Raw genomic sequence first — 26,579 nt, forward strand, 5'->3', positions numbered from 1 at the left:
TGTACAGTTCGGGAATGGAAACCGGGAAGAATGCCGTCGGAGGCGCGTCGGGCGCCCGGAACGGCGACGACAACCGCCGCGACGACGACAACCGCGACGACGACAACGAGGGCAGCCCGTCCCCCACACGCCCGACCGGCCGCGACGAGGTCCGCTCGGCCGTCATGCGGGAGGCCCGCCGGTTGCTGTCCGAGCGCGGTCCGAACGTCCCGCTGCGCGATATCGCCGATGCGGCGCAGGTCAATCTCGGTCTGATCCACCGCCACATTGGCCGCAAGGACGCGCTGCTCACCGAGGTGATGCAGGACGCCGTGCGCTACGGCGCCGCCCGCCTGGAGAATCTCGACGACGCGGGCGAGGCCGTCCGCGGGATGCTTCTCGGCGCCTCGTCGCACCCGGAGATCAGCCGACTGCTCGCGTGGCTGGCCCTGGACCGGGAGGCGGCGTTCCCGCCGATGGTCGATCCCTCGCAGCGGCCGGCCGCCGCCCTGCGCCGCATGACCTCTCCCCCTCCCGCCGGTGATGTCGAGCTGCTGCTGGTCTTCACCGCCGTGTACGGCTGGCCCGTGCTGCGGGGGGCACTGCTGGACGCGCTCGACATCCCCGAGGCCGACCGCGACGGCATCGACGAACGCCTCGCGGACCTGCTGGCCCGCGTCGTCACCGGCGCGGCCGGATCCGACCGGTAGCCCGGACGCCGGCCCGGGGACCCCGTGTCAGGCGTTTGCCGGGCCGGGCTGATCCCAGGCGGCCGGTCCGGACTGCTCCGGGGCCGCGGGCACGGGCTCGGTCGGCCCCTGGTCGAGGCGGAACGGCGGGTACTCGTCGCGCAGGAGCAGGACGTACGAGGCGACCCGGTAGACCCAGCGGTTGAGGCCGACGTTCAGCGCGAACAGCCCCGGCGGGTAGCGCCCGGTGAACAGCAGGCCGATCGCGGCGATGAGGACCAGCAGTCCCAGCAGGGTGAAGCCTGCGCTGACCCCGCCGGTGTCGGTCGAGGCGTTGGCGGCCACCGAACCGCCGCCGGTGATGATCCCGACGATCAGCAGGTGCGGGATGACCAGCAGCCACCACTTGACCAGCACCAGTCCCCGCGACAGGTGCTCGGGGTAGACGATCTCCAGGTCGGCGGGATAGTCGGCCCGACCGAGCGCGAACGGCGGGTAGCGGTCGGTACCGAGGGCGGCGTAGGCGTAGAAGCCGACCCGCCAGTGCCAGCGCATCGCCCCCTCGGTGAAGGAGAACCACGAGCGTGGGTAACGGCCGGTGAACAGGATCGTCAGGCCCGCGGCCACGGCGACGACGACCGTCGCGAAGCCGAGGATCGCCAGGACGAGGTAATGCGGGATGGCCAGCAGCCACTTGATCAGCCACAGCCCGCGGGAGACGCCCGGGTCCAGGTGCCCGGTCAGCCGCAGCGGGTCAGGGCCTGTGACAGCGCCCGCCGTACCCCCGGCCGGGTCACGGCGGTCCACGTCGCGCCCCAGTCCGGCCGCGCCGAACAGGATCAGTGAGATTCCCAGCGCGAGGGCGACGAGACCGGCGATGAGTGTGCCGGGATTGGCCAGTCCGAAGAGCTCGGTGTGCGCTCCGGCCTGCACGTCCACCCATACCGGACGACTGCCCTCGCCGTTCATCACCACGATCACCCAGGTTCCGGACTCCGGGGTCACGGTGAGCGTCTGCTGCGTTGAACCGATGGTGGAGTGCTCCCAGAACCCCTCCTCGGCCGGAGGTCCGGGCACCCGCGTACCGGGGATCTCGTCGAGGTCGTCGGACAGAGTCGAGCTGGTCGACCAACCCGAGGTGTCGACCCCGTAGCCCTCGGCCCAGGGGTCCGCCCCGAACACCGCGTGCGGTACGTCGCGGAGGTATCGGTCGACGTCCTCGACGGACGCGATCCCCAGGAACACCCGCTGGCCCGGGATCACGGGGGTCGCGCGGACCTGGACGCTGATCACGTCCTCGGCGTCGATCGACCCCAGGGTGCCCTCACCCTCCCCGAGGTCCACGGTGAACGGAGCGGTCACGATCGCGTTGCCGACCGATCGGAACTCCTCGGTATCGGTGTAGGCGTACCGCCCGTCCCGTTGTGAGTTCTCGGCGGCGGTGAGGAAAATGCCCGCTGCGCTCAGCGCCAGGCCGAGCGAGGTGAGCAGCACGCCCACGACGAGCATGACCCAGTTGAGTGGACGGGTCCCCCGTTCCGATGGGGCCGGGGTCGCCGTGCCGGGGGTCGAGTAGCGGTCGGACGGAGAGGGTTGCGGAGCACCCATTGTGATTCCTCGGATGTAGGCATCACAGCCCGCACCGGGATCGGCGGAGCCGCTGAGAAATAACTATATAGTTATTTAGCGAGTACGGCGGTACCGATTGGGTCTCGTTTTGCCGACGTCGCCTCACCCACCCCACGAGGTTCCCCGACCTGCACCACTCGCCGCCGGGGTCCGTCACCGACCCCGGGCCGGGAACTGCCCTAGGGTGGCGGGGTGATCCGCCGACTCGTCTCCCGCCTCTACTGGTTCTTCAGTCGTTGGGAACTGTCGACCCGGCCGGCTCCGGATCGACCGACGGTGCTGCTGGGCGCACCCCACACGTCCAACTGGGACTTCGTGTTGATGCTCGGCATCGCCTGGCGACTGGGCCTCGATATCCACTGGCTGGGCAAGTCCAGCCTCTTCACCGGGTGGCGCGGGCCGATCATGCGGGCACTCGGAGGGGTCCCCGTCGATCGGGCGAACCCTGCCCGGGTCGTCGAGGACATGGTCCGGCAGGTCGACGCGGGAGAGACGTTCGGCCTGGTCGTCACCCCGGATGGCACCCGCAGCGGCCACACGCACTGGAAATCGGGTTTCTACAGGATCGCCCGGGAGACGGGCCTGCCGGTGACGTTGGGTTACGTGGACCGCACCACGATGACGACCGGGCTGGGCCCGACGATCGACCTGACCGGTGACGTGGCGGCGGACATGGACCGGATCCGGGCCTTCTACTCGGACAAGGCCGGGTTCCATCCCGACAAGCGGGTGGAGCCGCGCCTGGTGGACGAGAGTCGGACGGCGACCCCGGACGCCGGGCTGCCGCAGGAGCAGTTCGACTCCTGAGATTCCGCTCGCGCCCGTCCGTGCGCGACACTGGTGACGTGGACGGCCTGCGCGTGACCCCGGGGCCCGGCGCGCCCCGTGGCCTCATGGTGCCGGCGGCGGAACTGATCGAGCGGTTCTCGCGCTCGTCCGGGCCCGGCGGCCAGCACGTCAACACGGCCGACTCGCGGGTGCAGCTGAGCATCGACCTGGGCACCACGACGGCGTTGGACGAGGTCCAGCGTGAACGGGTACTGCGCGCTCTCGCCCCGAGGCTGTCCGGCACGGTGCTCACCGTGAGCGCCGAGGAGCACCGGTCGCAGCGCCGCAACCGCGCGGCGGCTCGGCAGCGCCTCGAGGAGTTGTTACGCGAAGCGGTGGCGCCGCCGGTCGCCAGGCGTCCGACCCGACCCACCCGCGGTTCGCAGCGGCGGCGTGTCCAGCATGAACGCCGCCGGGCCGAGGTCAAGCGCAACCGCAGACGCCCCGGCCTCGACTGACACGAGCCGGAACGCAGGAACGAGTCAGCGCTGCGGCCCGGCCAGCCCCGTCGCGGGGAGCGAGACGAACCCGCGGGTGAACGGCGAGAGCGCTCGCACCGCCGAGCCCCGGTCGACCCCCACCGTCGGGTGCGCGACGTAGAGCTCCTCCACCGCGATCCGGGCCTGGAGGCGAGCGAAGTGCGAACCGATGCAGAAGTGCGGGCCGCGGGCGAACCCCAGGTGCCCGGCGATCTCGCGGGTGATGTCGAGTTGCTCGGCGGTGGGACCGAACTCGCGCTCGTCGCGATTGGCCGAGCCGTAGAGCATCATCACCTTCTCCCCCGCCGGGATCGTCGTCCCGCCGACGGCCACCTCGCGGGTGGTCGTCCGCGCGAGCGCCTGCACGCTCGACTCGAAGCGCAGGCACTCCGAGAGCGCCCCGGGGATCAACCCGGGGTCGGCCGCGAGCATCTCCCGCTGCCGCGGATGGGAGTCGAGCAGCGCGACTGTGTGCGAGATGAGGTTGCCGGTGGTGTCGTTGCCGCCGGCGACGATGACAAAGCAGAAGCCGAGGATGTCCCAGTCGTCCAGCCGCTCGCCCTCGATCTCGGCCAGCGTCAGTGCGGAGATGAGGTCGTCGCCCGGGCGGGCCCGTCGCTCGGCGATGAGCTCACCGAAGTAGCCGAACATCTCCGCCACCGCGTCCACCGCCCCGCCCTCGAGACCAGCCGGGCGGAATCCCTCCTCCTGCAGGGTCGTCAGCGCGCTGACCCACGGGCCGAACAGCGGGCGGTCCGCTGCCGGCAGGTCGAACAGGTGGGCCAGCACGAATGTCGGGATCTGCGCGCTGAAGTCGCGGTGGAGATCGACCACCTCGTCGTCGTCGTACCTCTGGGCCATCTCCGCCAGCCGCCCCCGGACGAACTCGCGGATCCGCGGTTCGGTCGCGGCGACGCGCTTCGGGGAGAACGCCTTGGCCAGCAGCCGCCGTTTCCCGGAGTGCTCGGGCGGGTCCATCATGACGATCGTCGGCGCGAGGCCCAGTTTCTCGATCTCGTCGCGGTAGAAGGTCAGGCCGCTCGCGGAGGAGAAGGTCGCGGGGTCGCACACGGCGGCATCGACGTCGGCGTAGCGCGACAGCGCCCAGAAGTCGGGCTGGGCGGCGGTTCCGTCCCCGGGGTGGAAGTGCACGGGGTCGGTCTCGCGCAGCAGACGGTAGCCGGGGTACGGATCGGCGAGGTGCGCGGGGTCGAACGGGTCGAACGTGGGGGCCGTCGCCGGCTGCTGCATCATGGCGGGCTGTGTCATGGCGCGCGGGGTCATGGCGCCATTTAACACTGACTGTTAAACAATGGGAAGGGTCGATCTAGACTCGGGACGTGCCCCGCTCCACCGCCACCCGAGGATCCGCCACCTCACCGCGTTCCACTACCCCACGCGCCACCGCCACCCGGGACGCGCTCTACCTCGCCGGGCTGCGCCGCTTCGCCTCGGACGGCTGGCGGACGGCTCGGGTCCGCGACATCGTGGCCGATGCCGGCCAGGGCAACGACTCGGCGATCAATTACCACTTCGGCGGCCGCGCGGGACTGCTCGGCGAGGTGCTGCACCGCGGCGTGGCGCGGATGGAGGCGGAGCGACGCGCGGACCTGCACACGTGGGCGTCGTCGCCGCCCGACCTCGCCGAGATCGTCCGGGCCGTGGTGTCCCCGTTGGCGGACCTGCTGGACGACGACGAGGGCCGCTGGACGCTCCGGGTGATCGGCCAGCTGGGAGCGCTCGCAGAGGTGGGCCGGACGGTCAGCACCGGACCTGTCGCGGACACCGCACTGCAGGACCAGCTGGAGATGCTGGTCGCGGCCGCGACGGCGGCGTGCGGCCCGGACCTGGCCCGCCACCGGGTCCGGCAGTTCATCGTGATGCTCACCGCCGAGCTCGCGGCGCGGGCCAGCGATCCCCCCGGGGTCGGTCCCGCGCACGGGACATACGTGGCCGACCTGATCGACGGGTTCGGGCGAGGGCTCGCGCGGCCCGCTCCCTGACCACGGTTGCGCAGCGCACGCCCTGAGGCGTCGAACTGTCGGCCGTGACCGGGTCGCACCCCAGGGCGGTCGTGCGTGTCCGGGTTGCAACCGAATAGCGGCCGAACCTCTCTCGACGACGGAACCGAATCGGCGCACACTCCTAAGCATGTTAGGTAAGCCGAAACGCGATAGGGTCGCCGAACGCCGTGAGGCAACGCGCCGCGAGATCATCGACGCCGCCTGGCAGGTGGCCCGTGAGCAGGGCTTGTCCCAGCTCACCCTGCGCGACGTGGCGGCCCGCGTCGGGATGAAGGCACCGTCGCTGTACTCCCACGTGGCCTCCAAGAACGCCATCTACGACGCGATGTTCGCCCAGGCCTGGGACGAGGTCTGGGACCGCATGCGTGAGGTGGACGCGCAGAGCCCGGCGGACGCGCGCGAGTGGGTGCGTCGCTACGCCCGCGCCTACTTCGACTACTGCCTGGCCGACCCTGCCCGCTTCCAGCTGTTGAACCAGCGCACCATCCCGGGCTTCGAGCCCAGCCCCGAGGCCTACGCACCGTCCGTCCGCGTGCTCGAGGGGCTCCGCGAACGCTTCGCCCGCCTGGGCATCACCGCGGACGAGGACATCGACCTCTACGTCGCCGTGGTGCTGGGACTGGCCGACGCACAGCTCGCCAACGACCCCGGGGGCGACCGCTGGGCTCGGTTGTTCGACCGGGCCATCGACATGTACCTCCACGACGTCGGCATCCCGTTCGGCGTCGCCACCTCCCCACCGGAAGGACAGCAGCCATGACCACCACGACCGGGCGACACAGCTCGAAGCGGGCCCCCCGCCTACCGCGGCTCGAGCGGGACGTCGCAGAACGACTCGCCGCGACCGAGTACGACCGGGTCGCCGCCACCCTCGACGCGCTGAGTCCCGAGCAATGGCGTGCCCGGACCGACTGCACCGAGTGGGATGTGCGGGCGATGGCCGGGCACATGCTGGGCATGATCCAGATGCTCGCGAGCTGGCCGGAGATGCTGCGCCAACAGGTCGTCTCCGCTCGGCGCGCCAAGCGGGAGGGCCTCCTCGCGATCGACGCGCTGACCGCACTGCAGGTCGCGGAGAACGACGAACTGAGCACGGACGATCTGATCCGACAGGTCCGCCGCCTGGCCCCGAAGGCCGTGCGGCACCGTCGGCGGGCGCCGGGCCTGGTGCGCAGGCAGGTCATGGAGGACAACGGCGAATGGTGGTCGATGGGCTACCTGTTCGACGTGATCCTCACCCGCGATCCCTTCATGCACCGCGTCGACATCGCCACCGCGACAGGACTGCCCATGACCGCGACCGCGGACCACGAGGGAGTGATCGTCGACGACGTGGTGGCCGAATGGGCCGGCCGCCACGACTCGCCCTACGACCTCGAACTCACGGGCCCAGCCGGCGGACGGTGGCAACGTGGCGACGGCGCGGGCGAGCGCATCGTCATGGATGCGTTCGAGTTCTGCCGCGCGCTCAGCGGCCGCACGTCGGCCGACGGACTCCTGCGGACCCAGGTCCCGTTCTGATTCGGATCCGCCCGGACCGATGGACGGAGATGGCGAGATGATCACGCCCCATCCGAATCCGACCGACGGCCTCGACGTGGAACTGCTCGCCGAGGCCATCGATGCGCGGACGTCTGCCGCGGACGTCTGCGCCCGACGTTTGCACCGCCACCGCCGCCCTGCTGAGCCGCCGGACCGGCAGCAACCTCAACGTCCTCAAGGCACAGTTGACGGCGTGCCGGACCGACTGCGCGGCCTGCGCCGACCTGCTCGCCGCGATCGAGCGAGCCTGCGCTCGGCGAACCGCCGGTGGGCACGCGCCGCCGGCGGCCAGGGCGGCGGTCAGCTGCGCACGGTGACCTGCTCCGGCGAGAGGTCCACGCGTCGGAGCAGCTGCGCGTTGACCGCCACCACCAGCGTCGACAGGGACATGAGGATCGCGCCGACCGACATCGGCATGATGACGCCCACCGGCGCCAGCACGCCCGCGGCCAACGGGACGGCCAGCAAGTTGTAGCCGCCCGCCCACCACAGGTTCTGCACCATTTTGCGGTACGTCGCGTCCGAGAGCGCGGCGACCGAGACCACCGAGCGCGGGTCGTCGGAGGCGAGCACCACTCCGGCGGAGGCGATGGCCACGTCGGTTCCCGCCCCGATGGCGATGCCCACGTCTGCCTGCGTCAGCGCGGGTGCGTCGTTGACGCCGTCGCCGACCATCGCCACCCGGCGGCCCTCGTCCTGTAGACGGCGGACGGTGGCGGCCTTGTCCTCGGGCCGGACGCCGGCGAAGTAGCGATCGATGCCCAGCTCGTCGGAGACGGACGCGGCAACGGCGTCGGCGTCGCCGGTGATCATCTGCACCTCGACGCCGCGGTCGTGCAATGCGGCGACGGCGGCCGCGGACTCGGAGCGGACCTCGTCGACCAGCCGCAGCGCGCCCACGACACGGCCGTCGACCAGCACGTGCAGGATGGTCGCGCCCTGCGTGCGCCAGTCCCCGACCGCGCCCGCGAGCGCGTCCACCTCGACCAATCCCTCCTGTTCCAGCAGGTACGGCCCGCCGACCTGGACCAGTCGGTCCTCGACGCGGGCCTGCACGCCCACCGCCGGCGACGAGCTGAAGGCCGTCGCGGCGGGCACGTCGAGCCGCTGCTCGACCGCGGCGTCGACGATCGCCCGGGCGAGCGGGTGCTCGGAGTCCGACTCCGCGGCCGCGGCCAGGCGCACCACGTCGTCCGTGGCCCACCCTGCGACCGCCTCCGCCCCGGTGACCGCGGGCGTCCCCGTGGTCAGGGTGCCGGTCTTGTCGAACAGCACCACGTCGACCGTCCGCATCCCCTCCAGGGCGAGCCGGTCGGTGATGAGCACGCCACCGCGGGCCGCGCGCTCGGTCGCGATCGACACGACCAGCGGGATCGCCAGCCCCAGTGCGTGCGGGCACGCGATCACCAGGACGGTGATGACCCGCGCGACGATCTGGTCGGGCGGGCCGACGAACCACCACACGAGGGCCGTGATCACCGCCGCGCCGAGGGCGTACCAGAACAATAATGCCGCGGCCCGGTCGGCGATCCGCTGCGCCCGCGACGACGAATTCTGCGCCTCGTCAACCAGCCGCCGGATGCCGGCCAGTGCGGTGTCGTCACCGACCGCCGTCACCCGCATCCGCACACCCGAGTCCGTCGCGACCGTCCCCGCCACCACCTGCTCACCCTCGCCCCTGCGGACCGTGCGGGACTCGCCGGTGATCATCGACTCGTCCATGCTCGCCGAGCCGCGGGTGATCACGCCATCCGCGGGGACCGCACCGCCGGGTCGGACGATGACCTCGTCGTCGTACCTCAACTCCCCCGGCGAGACCTCCTCCACGCGGTCACCCACCACGCGCTCGGCACGGTCCGGGAGCAGGGACGCCAGCGAGTCGAGCGCGGACCCGGTCTGGGCGAGCGAACGCATCTCGACCCAGTGGCCGAGCAGCATGATCACCACCAGCAGCGCGAGCTCCCACCAGAATTCGAGCTCGGCGCCCAGCAGGCCCAGCGTGGCGCCCCACGAGGCCAGGAACGCCACCGTGATACCGAGGCTGATCAGCAGCATCATGCCGGGTTGCCGTGCGCGGAGCTCGTCCACGCCACCGGTCAGGAACGGGCGGCCACCCCAGACGTACATGACCGTGCCCAGCACCGGCGCGACCCACAGGCCCCAGCCCGTGACCTCGTACCCGAGCAGGTGCCCGAACATCGGGGAGAACGCGACCGTCGGGATGCCGAGCGCCAGCATGATCCAGAACAGGCGGGCGTACAGCTGCACGTGGTGCGAGTGGTCGTGGCCGGCATGGTCGTGGCTGGCAGCCGCCGGGTGGTCGGCGTGGCCGTGGTGGGCCATCCCTCCATCCGGATCGACGTGCTCCGCAGAATCGTGTCCGTGGCTCATCGGTGTCAGCCTCCCGTGGTCGCCGCTGACCCGACCGTGTCACGGACCCACGACAACGTCCAGCACGCCGACGTGCGGCGACCGCAGAACGACCCCGCGGCGCGCACCGGGGGATCGCGGTGATGTGATCATGTCCTCGCCCCGGATCCTCCGCGTCGGCCAGCTGGACGACCAGATGTGGATCGGCCGTCAAACAAGTTCTCGGAGTTCACAGCCCACCTGACCACCCATCGTGAAGTAACGCTCACCAAACCCGCCGCGATGTTATCGCTGGGAGCAGGGGTGGTGAGGGTCTCCCGCGGTTGCACCGGCCGATCCGCGGCGGTGCCTGACGCAGGGAGACACGATGGTCGGTTTCAGGCGGTCCAAGCACAGAATCCGCCACGGTGCCGGTGATGCCGCCCTCGCGCCGGACGCCTCTCCCCCGGCCCACGACGCGCCCGCCCCGGGCCCCCACACCGGCTTCGGCTGGGCGGTGCTGGGAGTGGCCGCGTTGTTGGGCGTGGTCTTCCTGGTGCCGTCCGGCCTGGAGGAATCCTCCGCGGTCGTCCCGACAACCTCCAGCGACCGCGCGTCGCTGACGTCGGGCCCACAGACCTGGGTCCTCTCGTCGACCGTCGCGAGCCCGGGTCCGGCGGCGGGCGAGTCGGACTCACTGATCATCCGGGTCCCGGCCGGCAGTCCCACCTCGGGTCCGGGGACCGACGCGCCGACCATCGCGCGGCAACCCGCCGACCCGTCTCCCACCGCCGCGGCGCCCTCGACCAGCGCGCCCGCGCCCGCGCCGGTGCCCGCGCCCTCAACCACTGTTCCGGCGAGTGAGGCGACCTGCCCGCAGCCCACTGTGACGGGGGTCGCGCCGCGACTCGTCGACAGACTGGGTGGGGAACTCGGGTCGACATCAGGCACCGGCGACGAGGCCGGCGGGCACTGCGCGGGCTGACCGTCGCCAGCAGGGCCCGGGCTCGAGCCGGCCTAGAGTCCGTAGTCGATCAGCGGCTTGCCCTGCGCGTCGACGAGCACGGTGAGGCCGCCCCCGCTCCCGCCGACCGAGCGCCACAGGTAGCAGACACCGGTGCGGGTGTCGCGCAGGATCTCCACCGTCCCGCCGAATCCCATCGACTCGGAGTGGATCTTCTCGAAACGCTTGTCCTTTTTGGCCATGAGCCCATGGTGGCACCGGCGGGGTGTGCGGGCCAAAGGTGCGACGACGACGAGGTCACCCTCCCCGGGACCGGGCTCAGGAGTCGATGTGGCGGAACAGGCCGCGGGTGGCCTCGGCGACCGCCCGGTCGGGTGCCCGGAGTTCGAACGGGATCGCGGCGGTGGTCTCGGCGTCGCGCGTGCGAGTCCGGGCCTCGGTGGTCTGCGGGCCGCGGCGTCCGCCGATCAGGTGCACGGCGACGACCATCCCCACGAACACCATGACGGTGAACAGGGCGGGCAGCATCCAGGTGGTCCGGGAGATCAGGGCCGCGCCCGCGGCGAGCTCGGCGGAGGCGACCGCGGTGGACAGCGACGACCCGAGTGTCAGCATGCCGGACCCCAGCGCGAGGACCGCGGCGGTTGCACCGAGGGCGATGGTGGCGGCCGTTCTGATCGTGCGGTGGCGACGTGTGGGGACCGTGCTCATGGTGGATCTCCTGTCTCGGCGTCTACACAGGATTCGGAGACCCCCGCATACCGGATGGGTCCGGGCCGGGGACGTCTTGAGAGACGGCCGAATCGCGGCTCAGGGTGACCCTGATCCGACCCTGAGATCGGGAGTGACCGGTGTGAACGGGGTGCTGCCGGGGGCTATCTTGGAGACGTCCCCACCCGCCAGCGACCCCTCGAATCGAGTCAGCATGGACGAGCAGTACGCGCGGCGGCCGGACGGGCCGTGGACCGAGGGCCGGTACGACCCGGCTGCGACACCGGACCACTCCAGCCCGACCGAGCAGTTCCCGACCGATTCGTCCGCCACGGCGCAGTTCCCGCCCGCAGAGCGCTCCTCGCCCCTCGAGCCCCGCCGTTTCGAGGCCGAACGCTACGAACCCCGGCGGTACGAGCCCGAGCCCTACGATCCCCAGCGTTTCGCCGCCCCGCCCCACCCGGCCCAGCCCTACGCGCGTCCGGCCGAACCGTTGGCCCACGAGGGCGGGTTCCCGTACGGCATGCCGCCCGCCGCGCCCTACGGTCCGACCGCTCCGTATGGCCCCACCACGCCGTTCGGGTACGCCGATCAGTACATCCCGCAGCACCTGCACGTGGCGCCGCACCAGTTCCCGCAGGGGCCCTACCCGCAGCAGTTCGGCTATCCGCCCATGCAGCAGACGGTGTACGTCCACGGCGGGCAGGTCAAGCGTGTCAATCACGCGCTGCACCTGATCCTCACACTGCTGACCTTCGGGCTCTGGCTGCCGGTCTGGATCATTCTGGCGATTGCCAACTCGTAGGTCGGCTCCGGACCCTCGAGCCGCGGGGTGGCCGAGACCTCGTCAGCCGCCTGCCCGCCACCGCCCGGTGATGAGCGCGGTCAGCTCCTCGACCCACTCGTCGTCGAGCGCGGCGTGCGGGCTCACCAGAATCCGGAAGATCGCCGCGCCGGCGACGACCTCGGCCAGCACCGGGAGGTGCTCGTCGCTGCGGCGGGCCCGGCCGAAGCGCGATTCGAAGGCGGGCAGGTTGCCGGCGAGCCGGGCGATCATGCGAGCGTGCAGTTCGGGGTCGGCCACCGTGTCGGCGATGAGGCCGGGAAGCGCCACGCGCACCTCGGGCCGGTCGAAGAGCACGCGGACCGTCTCGACCAGCGCGCGGATGTCGGCGGCGGGCGGGTCTCCGGCGGCGGCCCCCGGATGCCCGGCAGCGGCGTCGGCCCCGACGCCAGCGCCATCGGGTAGCTCGAACGCCGGGATCGCGTCGGCCTCCAGCACCGCCTCGTGCACCAGCTGCGCCTTGCTCGACCAGCGACGATACAACGCGGCGGTGGTCGTCCCGGCGCGCGCCGCGATGGCGGACAGCGTGAGCGCGGGATAGCCCGTCTCGAGGAGGAGCTCACGGGTCGCGGCGATGATCGCGGCGTCGATCCGACCGTCGCGCGGCCGTCCGGGCGCGGACTTCGCCGATCCGCCGCGCGCGCTGTCGCCGTCTGCTGTCATGTTCTCATCCTAGTTCCGATACGCCGCACATCGTATTCCCCGCCGTCGGCGCGAGACGCCGCCACCCAGCACCCCAGGGAGAGCCCCGTGCATCTGAGCCCGCTCGACGAATACCCCATCCACCAGACGCCCGCCCCCCTGACCTGGCCGGCCACCTCGGACCGCAACTTCTACGACCGCTCCTACTTCAACGTGCTGGACCGGCAGGGCCGGTTCATGGTGCTCACCGGGATCGGCTACTACCCGCGCCTCGGCGTGAAGGACGCGTACTTCGTGGTCCGCCGCGGCGACACGCAGACGGCGGTGCGGATGAGCGATGCCATCGACGACGACCGCCTCAACCCGCACGTCGGCGGCTACCGGCTGGAGGTGATCGAGCCACTGCGGGAGATCCGGCTGACGCTGGAGCCGACTGAGGGCATCGCCGCAGACCTGACGTGGCGGGGCCTGTTCCCCGCCGCGCTCGAGGACCCGCACGCGATGCTCACCGACCGGCGGGTGACGCTCCAGGCGAGCCGGTTCGCCCAGGTCGGCTCGTGGGAGGGATGGATAGAGGTCGACGACGACAGGCTGGAGGTCACCCACGACTCGTCGGTGGCCGCCCGGGATCGCTCGTGGGGTATCCGCCCGGTGGGCGAGGCCGAACCGGCCGGCAGGCCCGACACGGACTTCCGGGGCATGTGGTGGCTGTATCTCCCGCTGGCGTTCGACGACTTCCAGCTGTTCCTCATCCTGCAGGAGGACCCCGACGGCCACCGCAGTCTCTACGACTGCACCCGCCGTTGGGCCGGCGGCCGGGTCGAGCAGCTCGACGGCGTGCGTGTGGCCGTCGAGTACACGCCCGGCACCCGGATCCCGACGGGCGTGCGTGTGGAGTTCATGAACCGCGCGGGCGAGCAGATCCGCCTGGAGGTCGAGTCCCGGCTGTACGCGCCGATCGCGTTCGGCTCCGGCTACGGAGGCGATTCGACGTGGGCGCACGGCAGCTGGAAGGGCGAGGGCTTCACCGACCGCGTGACGTTCGACCTCACGGATCCGCAGGTCATGGCCGGCGCGGCATTCAGTCTCATAGACCACGTGGGCCACGCGGTGTGCACGGAGGCCGACGGCACCACCCGCGAGGGTGCGGGCCTGTTCGAGCACGGGGTCATCGGCCCGCATTACCCGTCCGGGTTCTCGGACTGGACCGACGGCTCGGGGGCCGGCGCGGGCTCGGGGGCGCACGCATGAAGGTCATGACGGCGCTGTTCGCCCCCACCGACGCGGTCCGGCGCGCCGAGGAGCTCAGGGAGGCCGGGGCGTCCGGCGTCTTCACCTTCGAGGGACCGCACGACGTGTTCACCCCCCTCGTGTTGGCCTCGCAGGTCGGCGGCCTGGACCTGATGTCCAACGTGGCGATCGCCTTTCCCCGCAATCCCATCCAGCTGGCGCACCAGGCCCACGACCTGCAGACGCTCAGCGAGGGCCGGTTCATCCTGGGCCTGGGCACGCAGATCCGGGCGCAGATCGAGAAGCGCTATGGCACCGGGTTCGACCGGCCCGTCGATCGCATGACGGAACTGGTCGGCGCGCTGCGGGCCATCTTCGACACGTGGGCCACCGGCGAGCGCCTGAACTTCCGCGGCGAGTTCTACCGCCACACCCTCATGACCCCGACGTTCGTGCCGCCGCCCACCCCGTACGGCCCGCCGCCCATCTACCTGGGCGCTCTCGGCCCGCGCCTGACCCGCGCGGCTGCCGAGGTCGCCGACGGGCTGCTCGTGATGCCGTTCGGCACCACGCGATTCCTCCGCGAGCACACGATGACGAACGTGCGGGCGGGACTGGCGGCCGCCGGGCGGAGCGAGGAGGAGTTCGAGGTGGTGCCCGAGGTGATCGTGTCCGTGACGGACGACAAGAGCGACGACGACGACCACATGTCCACCCGCCGACTGTTGGCGTTCTACGGCTCGACGCCCGCCTACAAGCCGGTGTTGGATGCGCACGGCTGGGGCGATCTCCAACCCGAGCTCAACGCCATGAGCAAGCAGGGGCGGTGGCAGGAGATGACCTCGCTCATCAGCGACGAGATCCTGCACACCATCGCGGCGTGCGGCACCCCGGCCGAGGTCGCCGCCCACGTGCGGGACCGCGTGGACGGCGTCGGCGACCGGGTCTGTCTCTATCAGACGGGGCCTATCGCCACCGACGCCCTCGCGCAGATCGTCGACGAACTGGCGGGCCGGCCGTGAACACCGTCGAGTTCGAGCAGGTCACCGACGACCGCTACGGCGGCAAGGCCGCGGGTCTGGCCGAGCTCATCCGCCTGGGCCTGGACGTGCCGCCGGGGTTCGTCATCGCGGACGCGGGGGCCGACCTCGTCGTCGTCGACACCGGATCCGACACCACCGGGCTCACCGACACCGCCGCCCGGTGGTTCCGACGCATGGCCGACGCGGGGGCCACCCCGGTCGCGGTCCGCTCCTCGGCCGTCGGCGAGGACGGCGCGCAGCAGTCCTTCGCCGGACAGTACGACACGGTGCTGGGCGTGGACTCGGCCGCGGCGCTGGCGGAGGCGGTACGCGCGTGTGTGGCGTCGGCGGCCTCGCAGCGCGCGACGGCCTATCGCGACGCGGACTCCGGCGGCACGAACCCCGACTCCCCCGTCGCCATGCACCTCGTGGTTCAACAGATGGTGGACGCCCGCGCGGCCGGCGTCGTGTTCACCGCCGACCCCACCACGGGGCGGCGCGACCTCATGGTGATCGACGCCGTCGCCGGGTTGGGCGAGTCCCTGGTGGACGGCACCGCTTCCCCCGACCACCTCGTGCTCGATTCCGACGGAAACGTGGCGGTCCGTGAGACCGGCGAGCGTCCGGTGCTCCTCGGCGAGGACATCGAGGCCATCCGGTCCGGCGCGCTGACCGCCGAACGGCACTGGGGCCGACCGATGGATCTCGAGTGGGCGATCGACCGGGCGGGGCGGCTGTGGTGGCTGCAGGCGCGGCCCGTCACCACGCTGCCCGCCGACCTCGGCGGGATGGACTCGACGCTCGCCGGCGCCGACCACGTGTACACGCGCTGCAACATCGGCGAGATGATGCCGGGCGCGTACTGCCCGCTCACCGCGTCGGTGTCGGGGTATGCGATCGACCACGCCATGCAGATGATCCAGGTGGTCGCCCGCGCGCAGCCGAGTTACGAACAGCCGTGGCTGCAGGTCGGCTACTTCTCCGGGCACATGTTCCTCAACCTCACCGAGGGCACGGCGCTGAGCTCGGGGCTGCTGGGCAACTCGCTGGAGCAGTTCTCCACGTCGGTCTGCGGGCGGGTGGTCGACGAGCTGGTGCCCAAGCCGCCGCAACCCTTCCTGCGGCGGCTGAGCAATACGGTGCGCTTGTCCACGTTCGCGCTGACCGCGGGGTCGGCCGTGCGGCGGCTCGGCGAGCAGATCGCCGCGTTCGAGGTGCCCACCGGCGACGACCCACTACAGGTGTGGGGGCAGCTCGAGGGCGGGATGCGCCTGTACTGCGAGGTGACGTTGACCCATGTGCGGTCGTCGTCGCGGGCGGCGGTCGCGGCCAACGTCCTGGAGAGCGTGCTCATGCGGCGGGCCGTGGCTGCGGGCGGCAGCGAGGACGACGGCCGGGCCGAGGCCTCCCGGCTCATGGCCGGTGCGGCAGATGTGGAGAGCGCGGTCATGCTGGCCGAACTCGACGCCGTGGTGCGCGCGTTGGCGGCGGACTCCGCTGCCGCCGAGCGGTTCCTCGGCGCGGATCCCGGCGCGGCGGTCGAGGCGGTGCTCGCCTCGGCCGACGGGTGGGGCGTCGCGCTGCGGCGCTTCCTGTCCCGGCACGGCCATCGGGGCTACCGCGAGCTGTGCATCCGCGACGCGTCGTGGGCCGATGATCCCGAGGGGCTGGGCACGATCATGCAGGTCATGGTGCGGTCCACGCTCGAGCGGCGCGGGCAGTCGTCCGAGACCGCTGCGGTTCCGGAGCCGGAGTCCCGCGCGATCCGCCAGCTGGCTCGGTTGGCCCGGGGCGGGGCGCGGGGCCGCGAGGAGACCAAGTCGAAGATGGCGCTGATGGCGCATTCGCTGAAGCGCGGTTATCGACGTCTGGGTGAGGTGCTCGCGGCGACCGGCCGGCTGCCGGATGCGGATCTGGTGTACTTCTTCGACCGGCCCGAGCTGGCGCGGATCGTCGGCGCGCCCGGCCCGGTGACCGGCGGGCTCGGCGACCACGGCTCTGACGGAGACGCGCCGGTTTCGGCGGAGTCGCTGGTCGCGCGGGCGGTCGAGCGACGGAAGGCACTGGCGTTCCAGGATGCGTTGGAGTTCGCGGACGTGTCCGTGGGCCGGCCGGTGCCGCTGATCGCTCGGCCACCGCGGGAGGCTGCGGGCGGCGAGATCGTGGGCCGTCCGGCGAGCCGCGGGACGGTGGAGGGCGTGGTGCGGGTGGCCCGGTCGATCGTCGACGCCCGCGAGGTGAAGGCCGGTGAGGTCCTGGTCGCGCCCGTGACCGACGTGGGCTGGACGCCGTACTTCACGGTGATCGCCGCCCTCGTCACCGACATCGGCAGCTCCGTCTCCCACGGCGCGGTGGTCGCCCGCGAGTACGGCCTGCCGTGCGTGGTCAACACCATCGACGCCACCCGAACGCTCCGCACCGGCGACCGCGTCCGAGTGGACGGCGACCGGGGTGTGGTGACGCGGCTGGAGGGGTGAGGGGCGGCCTCTCATCCACAAGACAGTTCCGCACACCTGCCTCTCGGCCGACGTGTGCAGAACCGTCTTCGCGATGACCGTCACCTCGACACCATCGGAACGTCGCTGTGCGTTCCACCACTGGCGCCGACCACGGGAGGCTGCTAGAGGTGGAGTCACGCGCCCCTGCGTCAGGAGGAGGACGAGATGATCACCGAGGACCGCATCGACCCGGACGAGTACACCCCCGGCCCGGATTCAGTCACCGCCGCCGAGGAGTACGAGCCCGAGGTGACCGTCGACGATCCCTCCCGCGAGGCGAACCCGGCCGACGTCGCCGAGCAGGCCATCGAACTGCCCGCTGACGACGGCGACACGGAGGATGACGACGACGAGGTCGCCTGACTGCGCGAAGGGTCGAATGTTTTCATTGCCGGGCGTACGGTCCGGGGACATGACATCCCTTCGAGCTCGTCTGGTGATGGCTGGACTGCGGGCGCGCCGCAGCAAGCGCTTCTATTCGGACCCGGATTCAATGCGCCAGTCGCTACCCGAGGCGCAGAATCCACACAAGACCGTTCCCCCGCCGAAGCGGACCAACGGCCTGTCGGTGCGTACTGAACAGGTCGGCGGGTACGGCTGCCACGTCTTCTCGCCGGAGGACCCCACCAAGCGCTCTGACACGTTCATCCTGCATCTGCACGGCGGGGCGTTCGTCTCGGAACCCGATAACCACCATTGGGACTTCGTGCGTGACGTAGTGCTGAGCACGGGCGCGACGATCGCGTTCCCGATGTACCCGTTGGCGCCGAGGGCGGGACACAAAGAGATCCGTGACTGCGCGACTGCAGCATACGATCGCTTTCTCGCAGACCACCCGGGACACCGGTTCGTGTTCGGCGACTCAGCCGGCGGCGCGTTGGCGGTGTACCTCACGGAGACCCTGCAACGGCGGGGGGACAGCCTGCCGACAGCCCTGGTGCTGCTCTCGCCATGGCTGGACATGGAGGTGTCGGACCGGCGGTCGGAACAGATCGATCCGGACGACCCCGAGCTCGACATCGACGGGCTGCGCCTGGCCGGCGAGTGGTACGCGGCGGGGGACGATCCGACCGCGCCGGAGATCAGCCCCGTCTACGCCGACTACTCGCGATTCCCTCCGCTGCAGATCTTCACCGGAACCCGCGACATCCTCAACCCGGACGCGCACAAGGCCCTGGCCGCGGCCACACGCAGCGGCGTAGACGTGGAGTTCCACGAATACCCGGGCATGTTCCACAACTGGACCATGCAGCCGATCCCGGAGGGAGACCGCGCCCGCCGTCAGTTGTACGCGTTCCTCGCTCGCCACCAGAGCTGAGTCGCGCTATTCTGACCCCACCAGAAGGGGAGTATCCCTCACGCGCTTCGTCGTCATTCCGGCCCTCGGGCCCGGCGGAGCGGGCCGGACCGGCCGGGAGAGACCTTCGATCATCCACTGATCGAAAGGTCCTCGATAATGCACACCCCTCTATGGATCTGGCTCGCGGTCATCGCGTTCATCGTCGTGATGCTGGCCATCGACCTCGTCGCCCACCGCAAGGCCCACGTCATCGGCGTGAAGGAAGCCGCGGCGTGGTCGGCGGTCTGGATCGCGCTCGGTGTCGGCTTCGGCGCGATCGTCTGGGCGGTCTGGGGCGCGGACTTCGGCCAGCAGTACTTCGCCGGGTACCTCATCGAGAAATCTCTGGCCGTGGACAACGTCTTCGTCTGGGCGATCATCTTTGCCCACTTCGCGGTGCCCGCCCAGTTCCAGCACCGGGTCCTGTTCCTCGGAGTGTTGGGCGCGCTGGTGTTCCGCGGCATCTTCATCGCGGGCGGCGCGCTGCTCATCCAGAACTTCTCGTGGATCCTGTACATCTTCGCCGCGTTCCTGCTGTACACGGGCTTCCGCATGATCCGCCAGCGCGACGAGCACCTCAACCCGGACCAGTCCCGAATTCTCGGGGCGTTCCGCCGGCTGGTGCCCATCACGGACACCTTCCACGGTCAGCGACTGCTGGTCCGCAAGGGCGGGTTGATCATGGCCACTCCCCTGCTGGCCGTGCTGGTGCTGGTCGAGACGACGGATGTGGTCTTCGCCGTCGACTCCATTCCCGCCATCTTCGCCGTCACCGACGAGGTGTTCCTGGTCTTCACGGCCAACGCGTTCGCGATCCTCGGGCTGCGCGCGATGTACTTCCTGCTCGCCGATCTGGTCCACCGCTTCGTGTACCTCAAGATCGGGCTGGCGCTGGTGCTGATGTGGGTGGGTGTGAAGATGCTTCTCAAGATCGACGTCTTCTACATCCCGACCCCCATCTCGCTGGCCGTCATCGCGACGATCCTCACCGTGTCGGTCGTGGCGAGCCTGCGGGCGACGCGCGGTCAGGAACGTCAGAGCCTGCCGACGCCGGCCGACCCACCGTTCCGCGTCGCCACCGCCGAGGAGGACGCCCAGCTCGAACCGCTGTTCCGTCTCGGACGCGAACACTCCTCTGCTTCCCGTGACGCCTTATAACTTCCTGCCAACGGGAGTATGGTCGGCCGTATCGCCGGTGACCGTCGTCACTAGCACGGGCCCCACCGGCGCCTTTACGGAAGGGCCGGCCATGAGTGCCAACAGCTTCGATTCGAGGGATTCGCTGACGGTCGGGGGCGTGGACTACGAGGTCTACAGACTCGACCGCGTCTCCACCACGGTCCCCCTCCCCTACAGCCTCAAGGTCCTGCTGGAGAATCTCCTCCGCAACGAGGACGGCCGGGTGGTGACGGCCGAGCAGGTCGACGCACTGCGGGAGTGGACACCCCGGTCCAGGCCCGAGCGGGAGATCCAGTACACACCCGCCCGGGTGCTGATGCAGGACTTCACCGGGGTGCCGTGCGTGGTGGACCTGGTGGCGATGCGCGACGCGATCACCGATCTCGGCGGCGACCCCAAGAAGATCAATCCGCTGATCCCCGGCGAGCTGGTGATCGACCACTCGATCATCGCGGACGTCTTCGGCCGCCCGGATGCGTTCCAGGTCAACGCCGAGTTGGAGTTCGGCCGCAACCAGGAGCGCTACCAGCTCCTCCGGTGGGCGCAGCAGTCGTTCGCCGACTTCGTGGTGGTCCCGCCGAACACCGGTATCTGCCATCAGGTCAACCTCGAGTATCTGTCCCGCGTCGTGTTCACCCGCGAGGGGTCCGACGGCACGATCCAGGCCTACCCGGACACCCTGGTCGGAACCGACTCGCACACGCCTATGGTCAACGGACTCGGCGTGCTCGGCTGGGGCGTCGGCGGCATCGAGGCCGAGGCCGCGTTGCTCGGCCAGCCGATGAGCATGCTCATCCCGGAGGTGATCGGGCTCAAGCTGACCGGCGAGTTGCGGGAGGGCACCACGGCAACCGATCTCGTCCTCACAGTCGCGGAGCTGCTGCGCCAGACCGGCGTCGTGGGCAAGTTCGTGGAGTTCTTCGGCCCCGGTGTCGCCGCGGTCCCGCTGGCCAACCGGGCGACACTGGGCAACATGAGCCCCGAGTTCGGCTCGACGTGCGCCATCTTCCCGGTAGACGACGAGACGCTGGACTACCTGCGGCTGACGGGTCGGTCGGAACAGCAGATCGAGCTGGTCGAGGTCTACGCCAAGGAGCAGGGCCTGTGGCACGACCCGGACAACCCGGCCGAGTACAGCCAGGTCATCGAGCTGGACCTGGGGACGGTGGTCCCGTCGATCGCCGGGCCCAAGCGGCCGCAGGACCGCATCGCGCTGGGCGATGCGCCGGCCGTGGTGCTGGGCAATCTCGACGAGGAGAAGAACCGGTCGGAGAAGGACGACGGGAGTCTGGATGACGCCTCGGCGGACTCCTTCCCTGCCAGCGACCCGGTCTCCCCCGGTTCCACTACGGCGAAGAACGAGCCTCCCCGCCACTACTCCGAGGAGCAGCTGACCGCCAACGCCGAGCTCGGGTGGCCGAGCGATCCGGCGGAGATCATGATCGACGGCGACGAGTCGCCGGTGATCTTCGACCACGCGGACGTGGTCATCGCGGCGATCACCTCGTGCACCAACACGTCCAACCCCTCGGTGATGATCGGAGCGGCGCTGCTGGCCAAGAAGGCCGTGGAGCGTGGTCTGAAGCCCAAGCCGTGGGTCAAGACGACGTTGGCCCCCGGGTCTCGGGTCGTCACCGACTACTACGACCGGTCCGGCCTCACCCCGTACCTGGAGGAGCTCGGGTTCGATCTGGTCGGCTACGGCTGCACGACGTGTATCGGCAACTCCGGGCCGCTGATCCCGGCGGTGAGCAAGGCGGTCAATGACAAGGACCTCAACGTCGCCGCGGTCCTGTCGGGCAACCGCAACTTCGAGGGCCGCATCCACCCCGAGGTCAAGATGAACTTCCTGGCGTCCCCGCCGCTGGTCATCGCCTATGCGCTGGCCGGGACGATGCGCAAGAACCTTCTTGAGGACCCGCTCGGAACGGGCTCGGATGGAGAGCCGGTCTACCTGCGGGACGTGTGGCCCACCTCGGCGGAGATCAAGGAGGTCGTGGACGCCAATCTCGAGGCCGACATGTTCACCAAGGGCTACGCCGACGTCTTCGACGGGGACGACAACTGGCGCGGCATGGACGTGCCGGGGGGTGACAAGTTCGACTGGACCGAGGACTCCACCTACATCCGCCGGCCGCCGTACTTCGACGGCATGGCGGTCGACCCCGAGCCGATGCGGGACATCACCGACGCCCGCGTGCTGGCGCTGCTGGGCGATTCCGTGACCACCGACCACATCTCACCGGCCGGGGCGATCAAGCCCAGTTCGCCCGCGGGCGAGTACCTCCAGCAGCAGGGGGTCGAGCCGGCGGACTTCAATTCGTACGGGTCGAGGCGCGGCAACCACGAGGTGATGATCCGTGGCACCTTCGCCAACGTCCGGCTCCGGAATCTGTTGGCGCCCGGCACCGAGGGCGGGGTCACCACCCACTTCCCGAGTGGTGAGCAGACCAGCATCTATGACGCCTCGAACCGCTATGCCGAGGAGGGAGTGCCGTTGGTGGTGATCGCCGGGGCGGAGTACGGGTCCGGGTCGTCGCGGGACTGGGCGGCCAAGGGCACGTCGCTGCTCGGGGTCCGGGCGGTGATCGCGCAGTCGTACGAGCGGATCCACCGCTCGAACCTCATCGGGATGGGTGTCCTGCCCCTGCAGTTCCCCGAGGGCGAGTCCGCCGAGAGTCTCGGCCTCAAGGGCGACGAGTTGTTCTCCGTCACCGGGCTCGAGAGCCGGGACAGCGTTCCGGAGGAGGTGACGGTCCGGGCCGGCGAGGGCGACTCGACGGTCGAGTTCACGGCGAAGGTCCGCATCGACACCCCGGCGGAGGAGGCGTACTACGAGCACGGCGGCATCCTGCCGTACATGCTCCGCCAGATGCTCTGATCCCACGACCCGCCCCACGCCCCGCGACCCAGCCCACCGACGCGACGCGCGTTGGGGCCGCCCCGGCACCGGAGGTCTCAACGACAACGACGACGACGAGGTGCGCGCCCGCCGACGACCCGCAGTTGCGGCGAGAGCCGAACGTGACGAGTATTCGGTCAGGCGTCGAGGTCCCGCGTGCGCATGCTGAGCTGGTGACCCGGCGGCACCGGACCGAGGTTTCCTCGCGAACCGCCTTGACGCGCCCCGTCGTATTTGACCGCCTGGTAGTCAGCGAGGTCCACTGTCCGTCCGTCTTTACGTCGAGACACAATGGTCCAATCCGACCCGACTCTTCGCGCTATGACTCCCCATTTGCCGTTCGGAATGTCGGCCTGGTCAATTGAGCGCTCGATCTTCTTGAAGTCCGCCGAGACGCCCTGCGGGGCGGAACCCGGTGCACAGTAGTGCTCGAATGTGGGCCACCAGGCCCACGTTCCGGACACAGGCGCTGGCGCACCGGCCCTTGGCGCCGGTATCTGGGACGAGTGGGCGGACGCCTGGGTGGCGATCTTCTTTCGCCCCTCGAGCACGTCCTTCGTCTCGAGTAGTGCTCTCCGGAGTCGCGTCCTGCCGTCTCGATTGTTGAGCCCTCGTTGCGATGGATGCGGAACGTCCTCGGGAACGTGGACGTTCGGAAGATCGAGACCCGCCCGCTGCCACCCATCCCGCGCGTGGTCACCCATGAGAAGAACGACCTCAAGTTTGGGGAGCAGTGCGACAATCTCCCTGAGCCACCCCGCGCCCCGTTCGCGTTCAGCCGGCGACGACGCACCGTTCTTCTCGCCTGCGATCGGAGCCGGCGCGGCATTCCAATGGACGAACAACTCCGGGCCCAGCTCGACGTCGTTGTAGAAGGTTGCACAATTTTTCGCGGAGCGATCATCGTTCTCCAGACTGAGCAGGCCAGAACCAGTTCCCGCTTCCGCTTTGGTCGACGGATTGTCGAGTAGTACTAACACTCGGGCGTCAACGCCCCCGAGCTGCGGATCGACGTACGGCACCAGTCCATGCTGTAGCCCTTCTGCGTCCGCTACCGAATCCGCCACTGCGTTGAGAGCCGCGACGTGTGGAGCACGCAGATGGCGCTTCTTCTCCGCCAGCGCCTCCGCTGCCGCGTTGCGCCCGGGCACGAAGGGCCCAGTCCGCATTTCCGTGATGGTGGCGACCAGGTCATTCTGTCCTTGATTCATGCGGCCACCTTCGCACACGTCTACGACAGCAACATTGTGAACAGTGAGGCAGTCAGTGTCCCTCGGCTCTTGGTATGCAAAGCACGCGATCCGGCCAGCGCCGCTGCTCGGCGCAGGTAACGTCCGACATCATGCAGCCCTCGCCGGATCAGGCTTCCGATAGCTCGCCCGACCAGCCCGAGGTCATCCTCGATCGCCACGGCGAGATCGCCGTGATCCGGCTCAATCGTCCGGCCAGGCTCAACGCGGCGACCTACGAGAACCTGACGGACATCATCACCGCCCTGGACAACTGCGATGCGGACGACGATGTGCGTGCCGTGGTCCTCACCGGCACGGGCCGGGCGTTCTGCGCGGGGGCCGACATCTCGGGCGGGGGCGACACGTTCGCCGCTGACCCCGATGCCGACACCGGCGACGCCACGCCGGACACCGGCGGTCAGGTCGCGCTGCGCATCTTCCGCATGACCAAGCCGGTCATCTCGGCGATCAACGGGTCGGCCGCGGGCGTCGGGGTGACCATGACCCTGCCGACGGACGTGCGCATCGCCGCGGACACCGCCAAGTTCGGGTTCGTGTTCACGCGCCGGGGCCTGGTCCCGGAGGCGTGCTCGACGTGGTTCCTGCCCCGCATCGTGGGCATCTCGACCGCGATCGAATGGGCTGTTGGCGGCAAGACGATCCTCGCCGCCGAGGCACTCGAGCGTGGTCTGGTGCGGGAGTTGGTCCCGGCCGACGAGGTTCTCCCGCGAGCCATCGAGGTCGCTCGCGAGATGACGCGCGGCACGTCGCCGGTGTCGGCCGCGCTGACCCGTCAGCTCATGTGGCGCATGCTAGGCGCGCCCGACCCCGAGGTGGCCCACCGCGCCGAATCGATCGGCATCTTCACCCGCGGCAGGTCCGCCGATGTCCGCGCCGGCGTCACCGCGTTCCTCGCCAAGAAGGAGCCGGAGTTCCCTGATCGGGTGTCCGACGGCCTGCCCGACCTCTTCTCCTGACCCGGCTTCTCCTTACCCCGGCCGCTCTCGGGCCCACGACCGATAGGACCCCACCATGACTGCTGACGACCTCACGGGTCGCGTCGCGATCGTCACCGGATCGACGGCCGGACTCGGTGCCAGATTCGCGCACGTACTCGCAGGCGCGGGCGCGACTGTCGTCGTCACCGGGCGGCGCACCGAACGGATCCGGGAGGTCGTCGAGTCGATCGGCCGGAGCGGCGGCAAGGCGCACGGCGTTCGGCTCGACGTCACCGATCCCGCCTCGATCGAGGATTGCCTCACCGGAGTCACCGAGCAGATCGGCCTCCCGCAGATCCTCGTCAACAACGCCGGCATCCCTGACGCGCAGCGTGCGCACAAGATGTCGTTGGAGCTGGTGGACGCCGTGCTGGACACCAATGTCCGCGGCCCGTGGCTCATGGCGACCGGCGTGGCCCGCCGCCTGATCGAGGCCGGGGTGCCGGGCCGGATCGTCAACGTCACGTCGATGAGCGCCTACCAGTACGACGGCAACGGAGCGGCTCTCTACTCGACCACCAAAGCCGCGGTCAGTCGGATGACGGAGGCCCTCGCCGTGGAGTGGTCGCGCAGGTTCATCAACGTTAACGCGATCGCTCCGGGGGTCTTCGCCTCGGAGATGACCGACGGCATGCTCGCCCGCGTCGGCGACATCGCGCCCGGGCTCCCCCGTCAGCGCCTCGGCCAGCCCGAGCAGATCGATTCGACGCTGCTCTACCTGGTGTCCGACGCGTCGGAGGCGGTCACCGGCACCGTCATCAAGATCGACGACGGGCAGCTTCCCCGCTGACCCCCGCTGACCCCCCGCTGGCTCCTCAGCCGACGAGCGGGGCAGTCACGCCTCACACTTCGTCAGGTCCGTCTCGAGGAGTTCCTTACCCGCCGGGGTCACGTAGGTCGCCATCAGAACCACGTCCTCCGTCCCGTGGTTCCGGCTCTCGTAGATCGAGCCCGCTTCCTCGATGTTCGAGTCCCCGACGCGGTAGATGCGGGGGCCGTCGGGGTGGCCGTCGGAGTAGTGCGTGAGTTCGCCCTGCTTGACGACGGCGATCAGAGATCCGTAGTGACAGTGTTCGCCGGTGCTCGCCCCCGGCTCGATCGTGATCTCGCGGAAGGTCACCGATACGCCGTCGTCGCCGCCGTCCACCTGGAGGTCGACGGGGCGGGACTGCCGGCCCTGCACGATGTCGACGGCCAGGAAGGGCTGCGACCCCGCGATCGTCGAGGCGGGCGGGAGCGGCTCGGTCGGGTTCACGGTCCTCACCTCGGGCGACTCCGCCGTCGGGTCGTCGGGACTGCACGCGGCGGTGGCCAGGACGCAGACACCGGTGAGTAGGGCGATGACGGATCTGGTCACTCTGAGGTGCATGGCGTGTTTGTCCCTGCGTCGGCTCGGACCGTAGGGAGATTACGGTCGGCCCTTTGCACGTTATCAGCGAACGAGGGCGATTTCCGGTCTACGTCGTCCCGCGCAGCTGCGATAACGCATCGCTTCCTGC

At 70.2% G+C, this 26,579-nt stretch carries 26 protein-coding genes; 18 read left to right on the plus strand and 8 right to left on the minus strand.

Translation table 11 applies throughout. The features are described from left to right. Positions 1–14: 14 nt before the first annotated feature. Positions 15–689: a TetR/AcrR family transcriptional regulator gene (locus L8M95_RS06175; protein ID WP_260488618.1), complete on the plus strand. Its 675-nt coding sequence runs from the start codon at positions 15–17 to the stop codon at positions 687–689. Positions 690–716: 27 nt separating this feature from the next. Here L8M95_RS06175 and L8M95_RS06180 read toward each other — a convergent pair whose 3' ends face one another. Next, entirely contained in the window at positions 717–2,276 is a 1,560-nt protein-coding gene (locus tag L8M95_RS06180; protein WP_260488619.1) for a DUF4389 domain-containing protein, read from the minus strand. 213 nt (positions 2,277–2,489) lie between these two features. Between L8M95_RS06180 and L8M95_RS06185 the strand changes: the two genes are divergently transcribed. Beyond that, on the plus strand, positions 2,490–3,104 hold the full coding sequence (locus L8M95_RS06185; protein ID WP_260488620.1) for a 1-acyl-sn-glycerol-3-phosphate acyltransferase: 615 nt from the start codon (positions 2,490–2,492) through the stop codon (positions 3,102–3,104). 38 nt (positions 3,105–3,142) lie between these two features. Next, positions 3,143–3,583, plus strand: a complete 441-nt coding sequence (arfB, locus tag L8M95_RS06190) for an alternative ribosome rescue aminoacyl-tRNA hydrolase ArfB (protein WP_260488621.1) — start codon at positions 3,143–3,145, stop codon at positions 3,581–3,583. Positions 3,584–3,607: 24 nt separating this feature from the next. Here the strand turns inward: arfB and L8M95_RS06195 are convergent, their stop codons facing one another. Continuing rightward, on the minus strand, positions 3,608–4,888 hold the full coding sequence (locus tag L8M95_RS06195) for a cytochrome P450 (protein WP_260488622.1): 1,281 nt from the start codon (positions 4,886–4,888) through the stop codon (positions 3,608–3,610). A gap of 56 nt (positions 4,889–4,944) precedes the next feature. Here L8M95_RS06195 and L8M95_RS06200 point away from each other — a divergent pair, with 56 nt between their 5' ends. The 4 genes from L8M95_RS06200 to L8M95_RS06215 all read left to right on the plus strand — a co-directional run bounded on the left by L8M95_RS06200 (position 4,945) and on the right by L8M95_RS06215 (position 7,487). Beyond that, positions 4,945–5,607 carry a TetR/AcrR family transcriptional regulator gene (locus L8M95_RS06200; protein ID WP_260488623.1) on the plus strand — a complete coding sequence of 221 codons (663 nt, stop codon included), beginning with the start codon at positions 4,945–4,947 and terminating at the stop codon, positions 5,605–5,607. A gap of 148 nt (positions 5,608–5,755) precedes the next feature. Then, positions 5,756–6,388 carry a TetR/AcrR family transcriptional regulator gene (locus tag L8M95_RS06205; RefSeq protein WP_260488624.1) on the plus strand — a complete coding sequence of 211 codons (633 nt, stop codon included), beginning with the start codon at positions 5,756–5,758 and terminating at the stop codon, positions 6,386–6,388. After that, on the plus strand, positions 6,385–7,149 hold the full coding sequence (locus tag L8M95_RS06210; protein ID WP_260488625.1) for a maleylpyruvate isomerase family mycothiol-dependent enzyme: 765 nt from the start codon (positions 6,385–6,387) through the stop codon (positions 7,147–7,149). Before L8M95_RS06205 ends, L8M95_RS06210 begins: the two co-directional genes overlap by 4 nt. A gap of 101 nt (positions 7,150–7,250) precedes the next feature. Continuing rightward, positions 7,251–7,487, plus strand: coding sequence for a hypothetical protein (locus L8M95_RS06215; protein ID WP_260488626.1), 237 nt, complete (start codon positions 7,251–7,253; stop codon positions 7,485–7,487). On the opposite strand, the gene L8M95_RS06220 is transcribed toward L8M95_RS06215, so the two are convergent. After that, complete coding sequence (locus L8M95_RS06220) at positions 7,471–9,561, minus strand: heavy metal translocating P-type ATPase (protein ID WP_396119553.1); 2,091 nt, start codon at positions 9,559–9,561, stop codon at positions 7,471–7,473. The genes L8M95_RS06215 and L8M95_RS06220 overlap by 17 nt on opposite strands. A 346-nt stretch (positions 9,562–9,907) precedes the next feature. Between L8M95_RS06220 and L8M95_RS06225 the strand changes: the two genes are divergently transcribed. After that, positions 9,908–10,504: a hypothetical protein gene (locus L8M95_RS06225; protein ID WP_260488627.1), complete on the plus strand. Its 597-nt coding sequence runs from the start codon at positions 9,908–9,910 to the stop codon at positions 10,502–10,504. A gap of 32 nt (positions 10,505–10,536) precedes the next feature. Here the strand turns inward: L8M95_RS06225 and L8M95_RS06230 are convergent, their stop codons facing one another. Further along, positions 10,537–10,725, minus strand: a complete 189-nt coding sequence (locus L8M95_RS06230; protein WP_260488628.1) for a DUF6440 family protein — start codon at positions 10,723–10,725, stop codon at positions 10,537–10,539. 76 nt (positions 10,726–10,801) lie between these two features. After that, the gene (locus L8M95_RS06235; RefSeq protein WP_260488629.1) at positions 10,802–11,194 is read right to left on the minus strand and encodes a hypothetical protein; all 393 of its coding nucleotides are present in this window, start codon (positions 11,192–11,194) and stop codon (positions 10,802–10,804) included. Between the two features lie 214 nt (positions 11,195–11,408). On the opposite strand from L8M95_RS06235, the gene L8M95_RS06240 reads away from it, so the two are divergent. After that, positions 11,409–11,999, plus strand: a complete 591-nt coding sequence (locus L8M95_RS06240) for a hypothetical protein (RefSeq protein ID WP_260488630.1) — start codon at positions 11,409–11,411, stop codon at positions 11,997–11,999. 42 nt (positions 12,000–12,041) lie between these two features. On the opposite strand, the gene L8M95_RS06245 is transcribed toward L8M95_RS06240, so the two are convergent. Beyond that, positions 12,042–12,701: a TetR/AcrR family transcriptional regulator gene (locus L8M95_RS06245; protein WP_260488631.1), complete on the minus strand. Its 660-nt coding sequence runs from the start codon at positions 12,699–12,701 to the stop codon at positions 12,042–12,044. Positions 12,702–12,788: 87 nt separating this feature from the next. Between L8M95_RS06245 and L8M95_RS06250 the strand changes: the two genes are divergently transcribed. The 7 genes from L8M95_RS06250 to L8M95_RS06280 all read left to right on the plus strand — a co-directional run bounded on the left by L8M95_RS06250 (position 12,789) and on the right by L8M95_RS06280 (position 22,829). Further along, positions 12,789–13,931: a hypothetical protein gene (locus tag L8M95_RS06250; protein ID WP_260488632.1), complete on the plus strand. Its 1,143-nt coding sequence runs from the start codon at positions 12,789–12,791 to the stop codon at positions 13,929–13,931. Then, a complete protein-coding gene (locus L8M95_RS06255; RefSeq protein ID WP_260488633.1) occupies positions 13,928–14,932 on the plus strand; it encodes a TIGR03617 family F420-dependent LLM class oxidoreductase in 1,005 nt (334 codons plus the stop codon). The genes L8M95_RS06250 and L8M95_RS06255 overlap by 4 nt, the downstream gene beginning before the upstream one ends. Then, positions 14,929–17,409 (plus strand): PEP/pyruvate-binding domain-containing protein, encoded by a 2,481-nt coding sequence (locus tag L8M95_RS06260; protein WP_260488634.1) that lies wholly within the window; start codon positions 14,929–14,931, stop codon positions 17,407–17,409. The genes L8M95_RS06255 and L8M95_RS06260 overlap by 4 nt, the downstream gene beginning before the upstream one ends. Positions 17,410–17,595: 186 nt before the next feature. Then, positions 17,596–17,793: a hypothetical protein gene (locus tag L8M95_RS06265; protein ID WP_069390455.1), complete on the plus strand. Its 198-nt coding sequence runs from the start codon at positions 17,596–17,598 to the stop codon at positions 17,791–17,793. 49 nt (positions 17,794–17,842) lie between these two features. Continuing rightward, positions 17,843–18,748, plus strand: coding sequence for an alpha/beta hydrolase (locus L8M95_RS06270; protein ID WP_260488635.1), 906 nt, complete (start codon positions 17,843–17,845; stop codon positions 18,746–18,748). 138 nt (positions 18,749–18,886) lie between these two features. Beyond that, positions 18,887–19,927: a TerC family protein gene (locus L8M95_RS06275; RefSeq protein ID WP_069390457.1), complete on the plus strand. Its 1,041-nt coding sequence runs from the start codon at positions 18,887–18,889 to the stop codon at positions 19,925–19,927. A gap of 91 nt (positions 19,928–20,018) precedes the next feature. After that, positions 20,019–22,829, plus strand: coding sequence for an aconitate hydratase (locus tag L8M95_RS06280; protein ID WP_260488636.1), 2,811 nt, complete (start codon positions 20,019–20,021; stop codon positions 22,827–22,829). Positions 22,830–22,987: 158 nt separating this feature from the next. Here the strand turns inward: L8M95_RS06280 and L8M95_RS06285 are convergent, their stop codons facing one another. Next, positions 22,988–24,061: a uracil-DNA glycosylase gene (locus tag L8M95_RS06285; protein WP_260488637.1), complete on the minus strand. Its 1,074-nt coding sequence runs from the start codon at positions 24,059–24,061 to the stop codon at positions 22,988–22,990. Positions 24,062–24,192: 131 nt separating this feature from the next. Between L8M95_RS06285 and L8M95_RS06290 the strand changes: the two genes are divergently transcribed. Together L8M95_RS06290 and L8M95_RS06295 are read left to right on the plus strand one after the other, a co-directional pair. Next, complete coding sequence (locus L8M95_RS06290; RefSeq protein WP_260488638.1) at positions 24,193–25,059, plus strand: enoyl-CoA hydratase-related protein; 867 nt, start codon at positions 24,193–24,195, stop codon at positions 25,057–25,059. A gap of 55 nt (positions 25,060–25,114) precedes the next feature. Next, positions 25,115–25,870 (plus strand): SDR family NAD(P)-dependent oxidoreductase, encoded by a 756-nt coding sequence (locus L8M95_RS06295; protein WP_260488639.1) that lies wholly within the window; start codon positions 25,115–25,117, stop codon positions 25,868–25,870. A gap of 45 nt (positions 25,871–25,915) precedes the next feature. Here L8M95_RS06295 and L8M95_RS06300 read toward each other — a convergent pair whose 3' ends face one another. Next, on the minus strand, positions 25,916–26,437 hold the full coding sequence (locus tag L8M95_RS06300; protein ID WP_260488640.1) for a cupin domain-containing protein: 522 nt from the start codon (positions 26,435–26,437) through the stop codon (positions 25,916–25,918). Positions 26,438–26,579: the final 142 nt, after the last annotated feature.

Source organism: Dietzia sp. B32 (assembly GCF_024732245.1).
GTDB lineage: Bacteria > Actinomycetota > Actinomycetes > Mycobacteriales > Mycobacteriaceae > Dietzia.

What these genes read in the sequence shown, in the direction of transcription:
- L8M95_RS06175 (WP_260488618.1), top strand. Translation starts at nt 15, where the DNA reads ATGGAAACCGGGAAGAATGCCGTCGGAGGCGCGTCGGGCGCCCGGAAC.
- L8M95_RS06180 (WP_260488619.1), bottom strand. Translation starts at nt 2,276, where the DNA reads ATGGGTGCTCCGCAACCCTCTCCGTCCGACCGCTACTCGACCCCCGGC.
- L8M95_RS06195 (WP_260488622.1), bottom strand. Translation starts at nt 4,888, where the DNA reads ATGACCCCGCGCGCCATGACACAGCCCGCCATGATGCAGCAGCCGGCG.
- L8M95_RS06205 (WP_260488624.1), top strand. Translation starts at nt 5,756, where the DNA reads ATGTTAGGTAAGCCGAAACGCGATAGGGTCGCCGAACGCCGTGAGGCA.
- L8M95_RS06210 (WP_260488625.1), top strand. Translation starts at nt 6,385, where the DNA reads ATGACCACCACGACCGGGCGACACAGCTCGAAGCGGGCCCCCCGCCTA.
- L8M95_RS06215 (WP_260488626.1), top strand. Translation starts at nt 7,251, where the DNA reads ATGCGCGGACGTCTGCCGCGGACGTCTGCGCCCGACGTTTGCACCGCC.
- L8M95_RS06220 (WP_396119553.1), bottom strand. Translation starts at nt 9,561, where the DNA reads ATGAGCCACGGACACGATTCTGCGGAGCACGTCGATCCGGATGGAGGG.
- L8M95_RS06225 (WP_260488627.1), top strand. Translation starts at nt 9,908, where the DNA reads ATGGTCGGTTTCAGGCGGTCCAAGCACAGAATCCGCCACGGTGCCGGT.
- L8M95_RS06230 (WP_260488628.1), bottom strand. Translation starts at nt 10,725, where the DNA reads ATGGCCAAAAAGGACAAGCGTTTCGAGAAGATCCACTCCGAGTCGATG.
- L8M95_RS06235 (WP_260488629.1), bottom strand. Translation starts at nt 11,194, where the DNA reads ATGAGCACGGTCCCCACACGTCGCCACCGCACGATCAGAACGGCCGCC.
- L8M95_RS06240 (WP_260488630.1), top strand. Translation starts at nt 11,409, where the DNA reads ATGGACGAGCAGTACGCGCGGCGGCCGGACGGGCCGTGGACCGAGGGC.
- L8M95_RS06245 (WP_260488631.1), bottom strand. Translation starts at nt 12,701, where the DNA reads ATGACAGCAGACGGCGACAGCGCGCGCGGCGGATCGGCGAAGTCCGCG.
- L8M95_RS06255 (WP_260488633.1), top strand. Translation starts at nt 13,928, where the DNA reads ATGAAGGTCATGACGGCGCTGTTCGCCCCCACCGACGCGGTCCGGCGC.
- L8M95_RS06265 (WP_069390455.1), top strand. Translation starts at nt 17,596, where the DNA reads ATGATCACCGAGGACCGCATCGACCCGGACGAGTACACCCCCGGCCCG.
- L8M95_RS06270 (WP_260488635.1), top strand. Translation starts at nt 17,843, where the DNA reads ATGACATCCCTTCGAGCTCGTCTGGTGATGGCTGGACTGCGGGCGCGC.
- L8M95_RS06275 (WP_069390457.1), top strand. Translation starts at nt 18,887, where the DNA reads ATGCACACCCCTCTATGGATCTGGCTCGCGGTCATCGCGTTCATCGTC.
- L8M95_RS06280 (WP_260488636.1), top strand. Translation starts at nt 20,019, where the DNA reads ATGAGTGCCAACAGCTTCGATTCGAGGGATTCGCTGACGGTCGGGGGC.
- L8M95_RS06285 (WP_260488637.1), bottom strand. Translation starts at nt 24,061, where the DNA reads ATGAATCAAGGACAGAATGACCTGGTCGCCACCATCACGGAAATGCGG.
- L8M95_RS06290 (WP_260488638.1), top strand. Translation starts at nt 24,193, where the DNA reads ATGCAGCCCTCGCCGGATCAGGCTTCCGATAGCTCGCCCGACCAGCCC.
- L8M95_RS06295 (WP_260488639.1), top strand. Translation starts at nt 25,115, where the DNA reads ATGACTGCTGACGACCTCACGGGTCGCGTCGCGATCGTCACCGGATCG.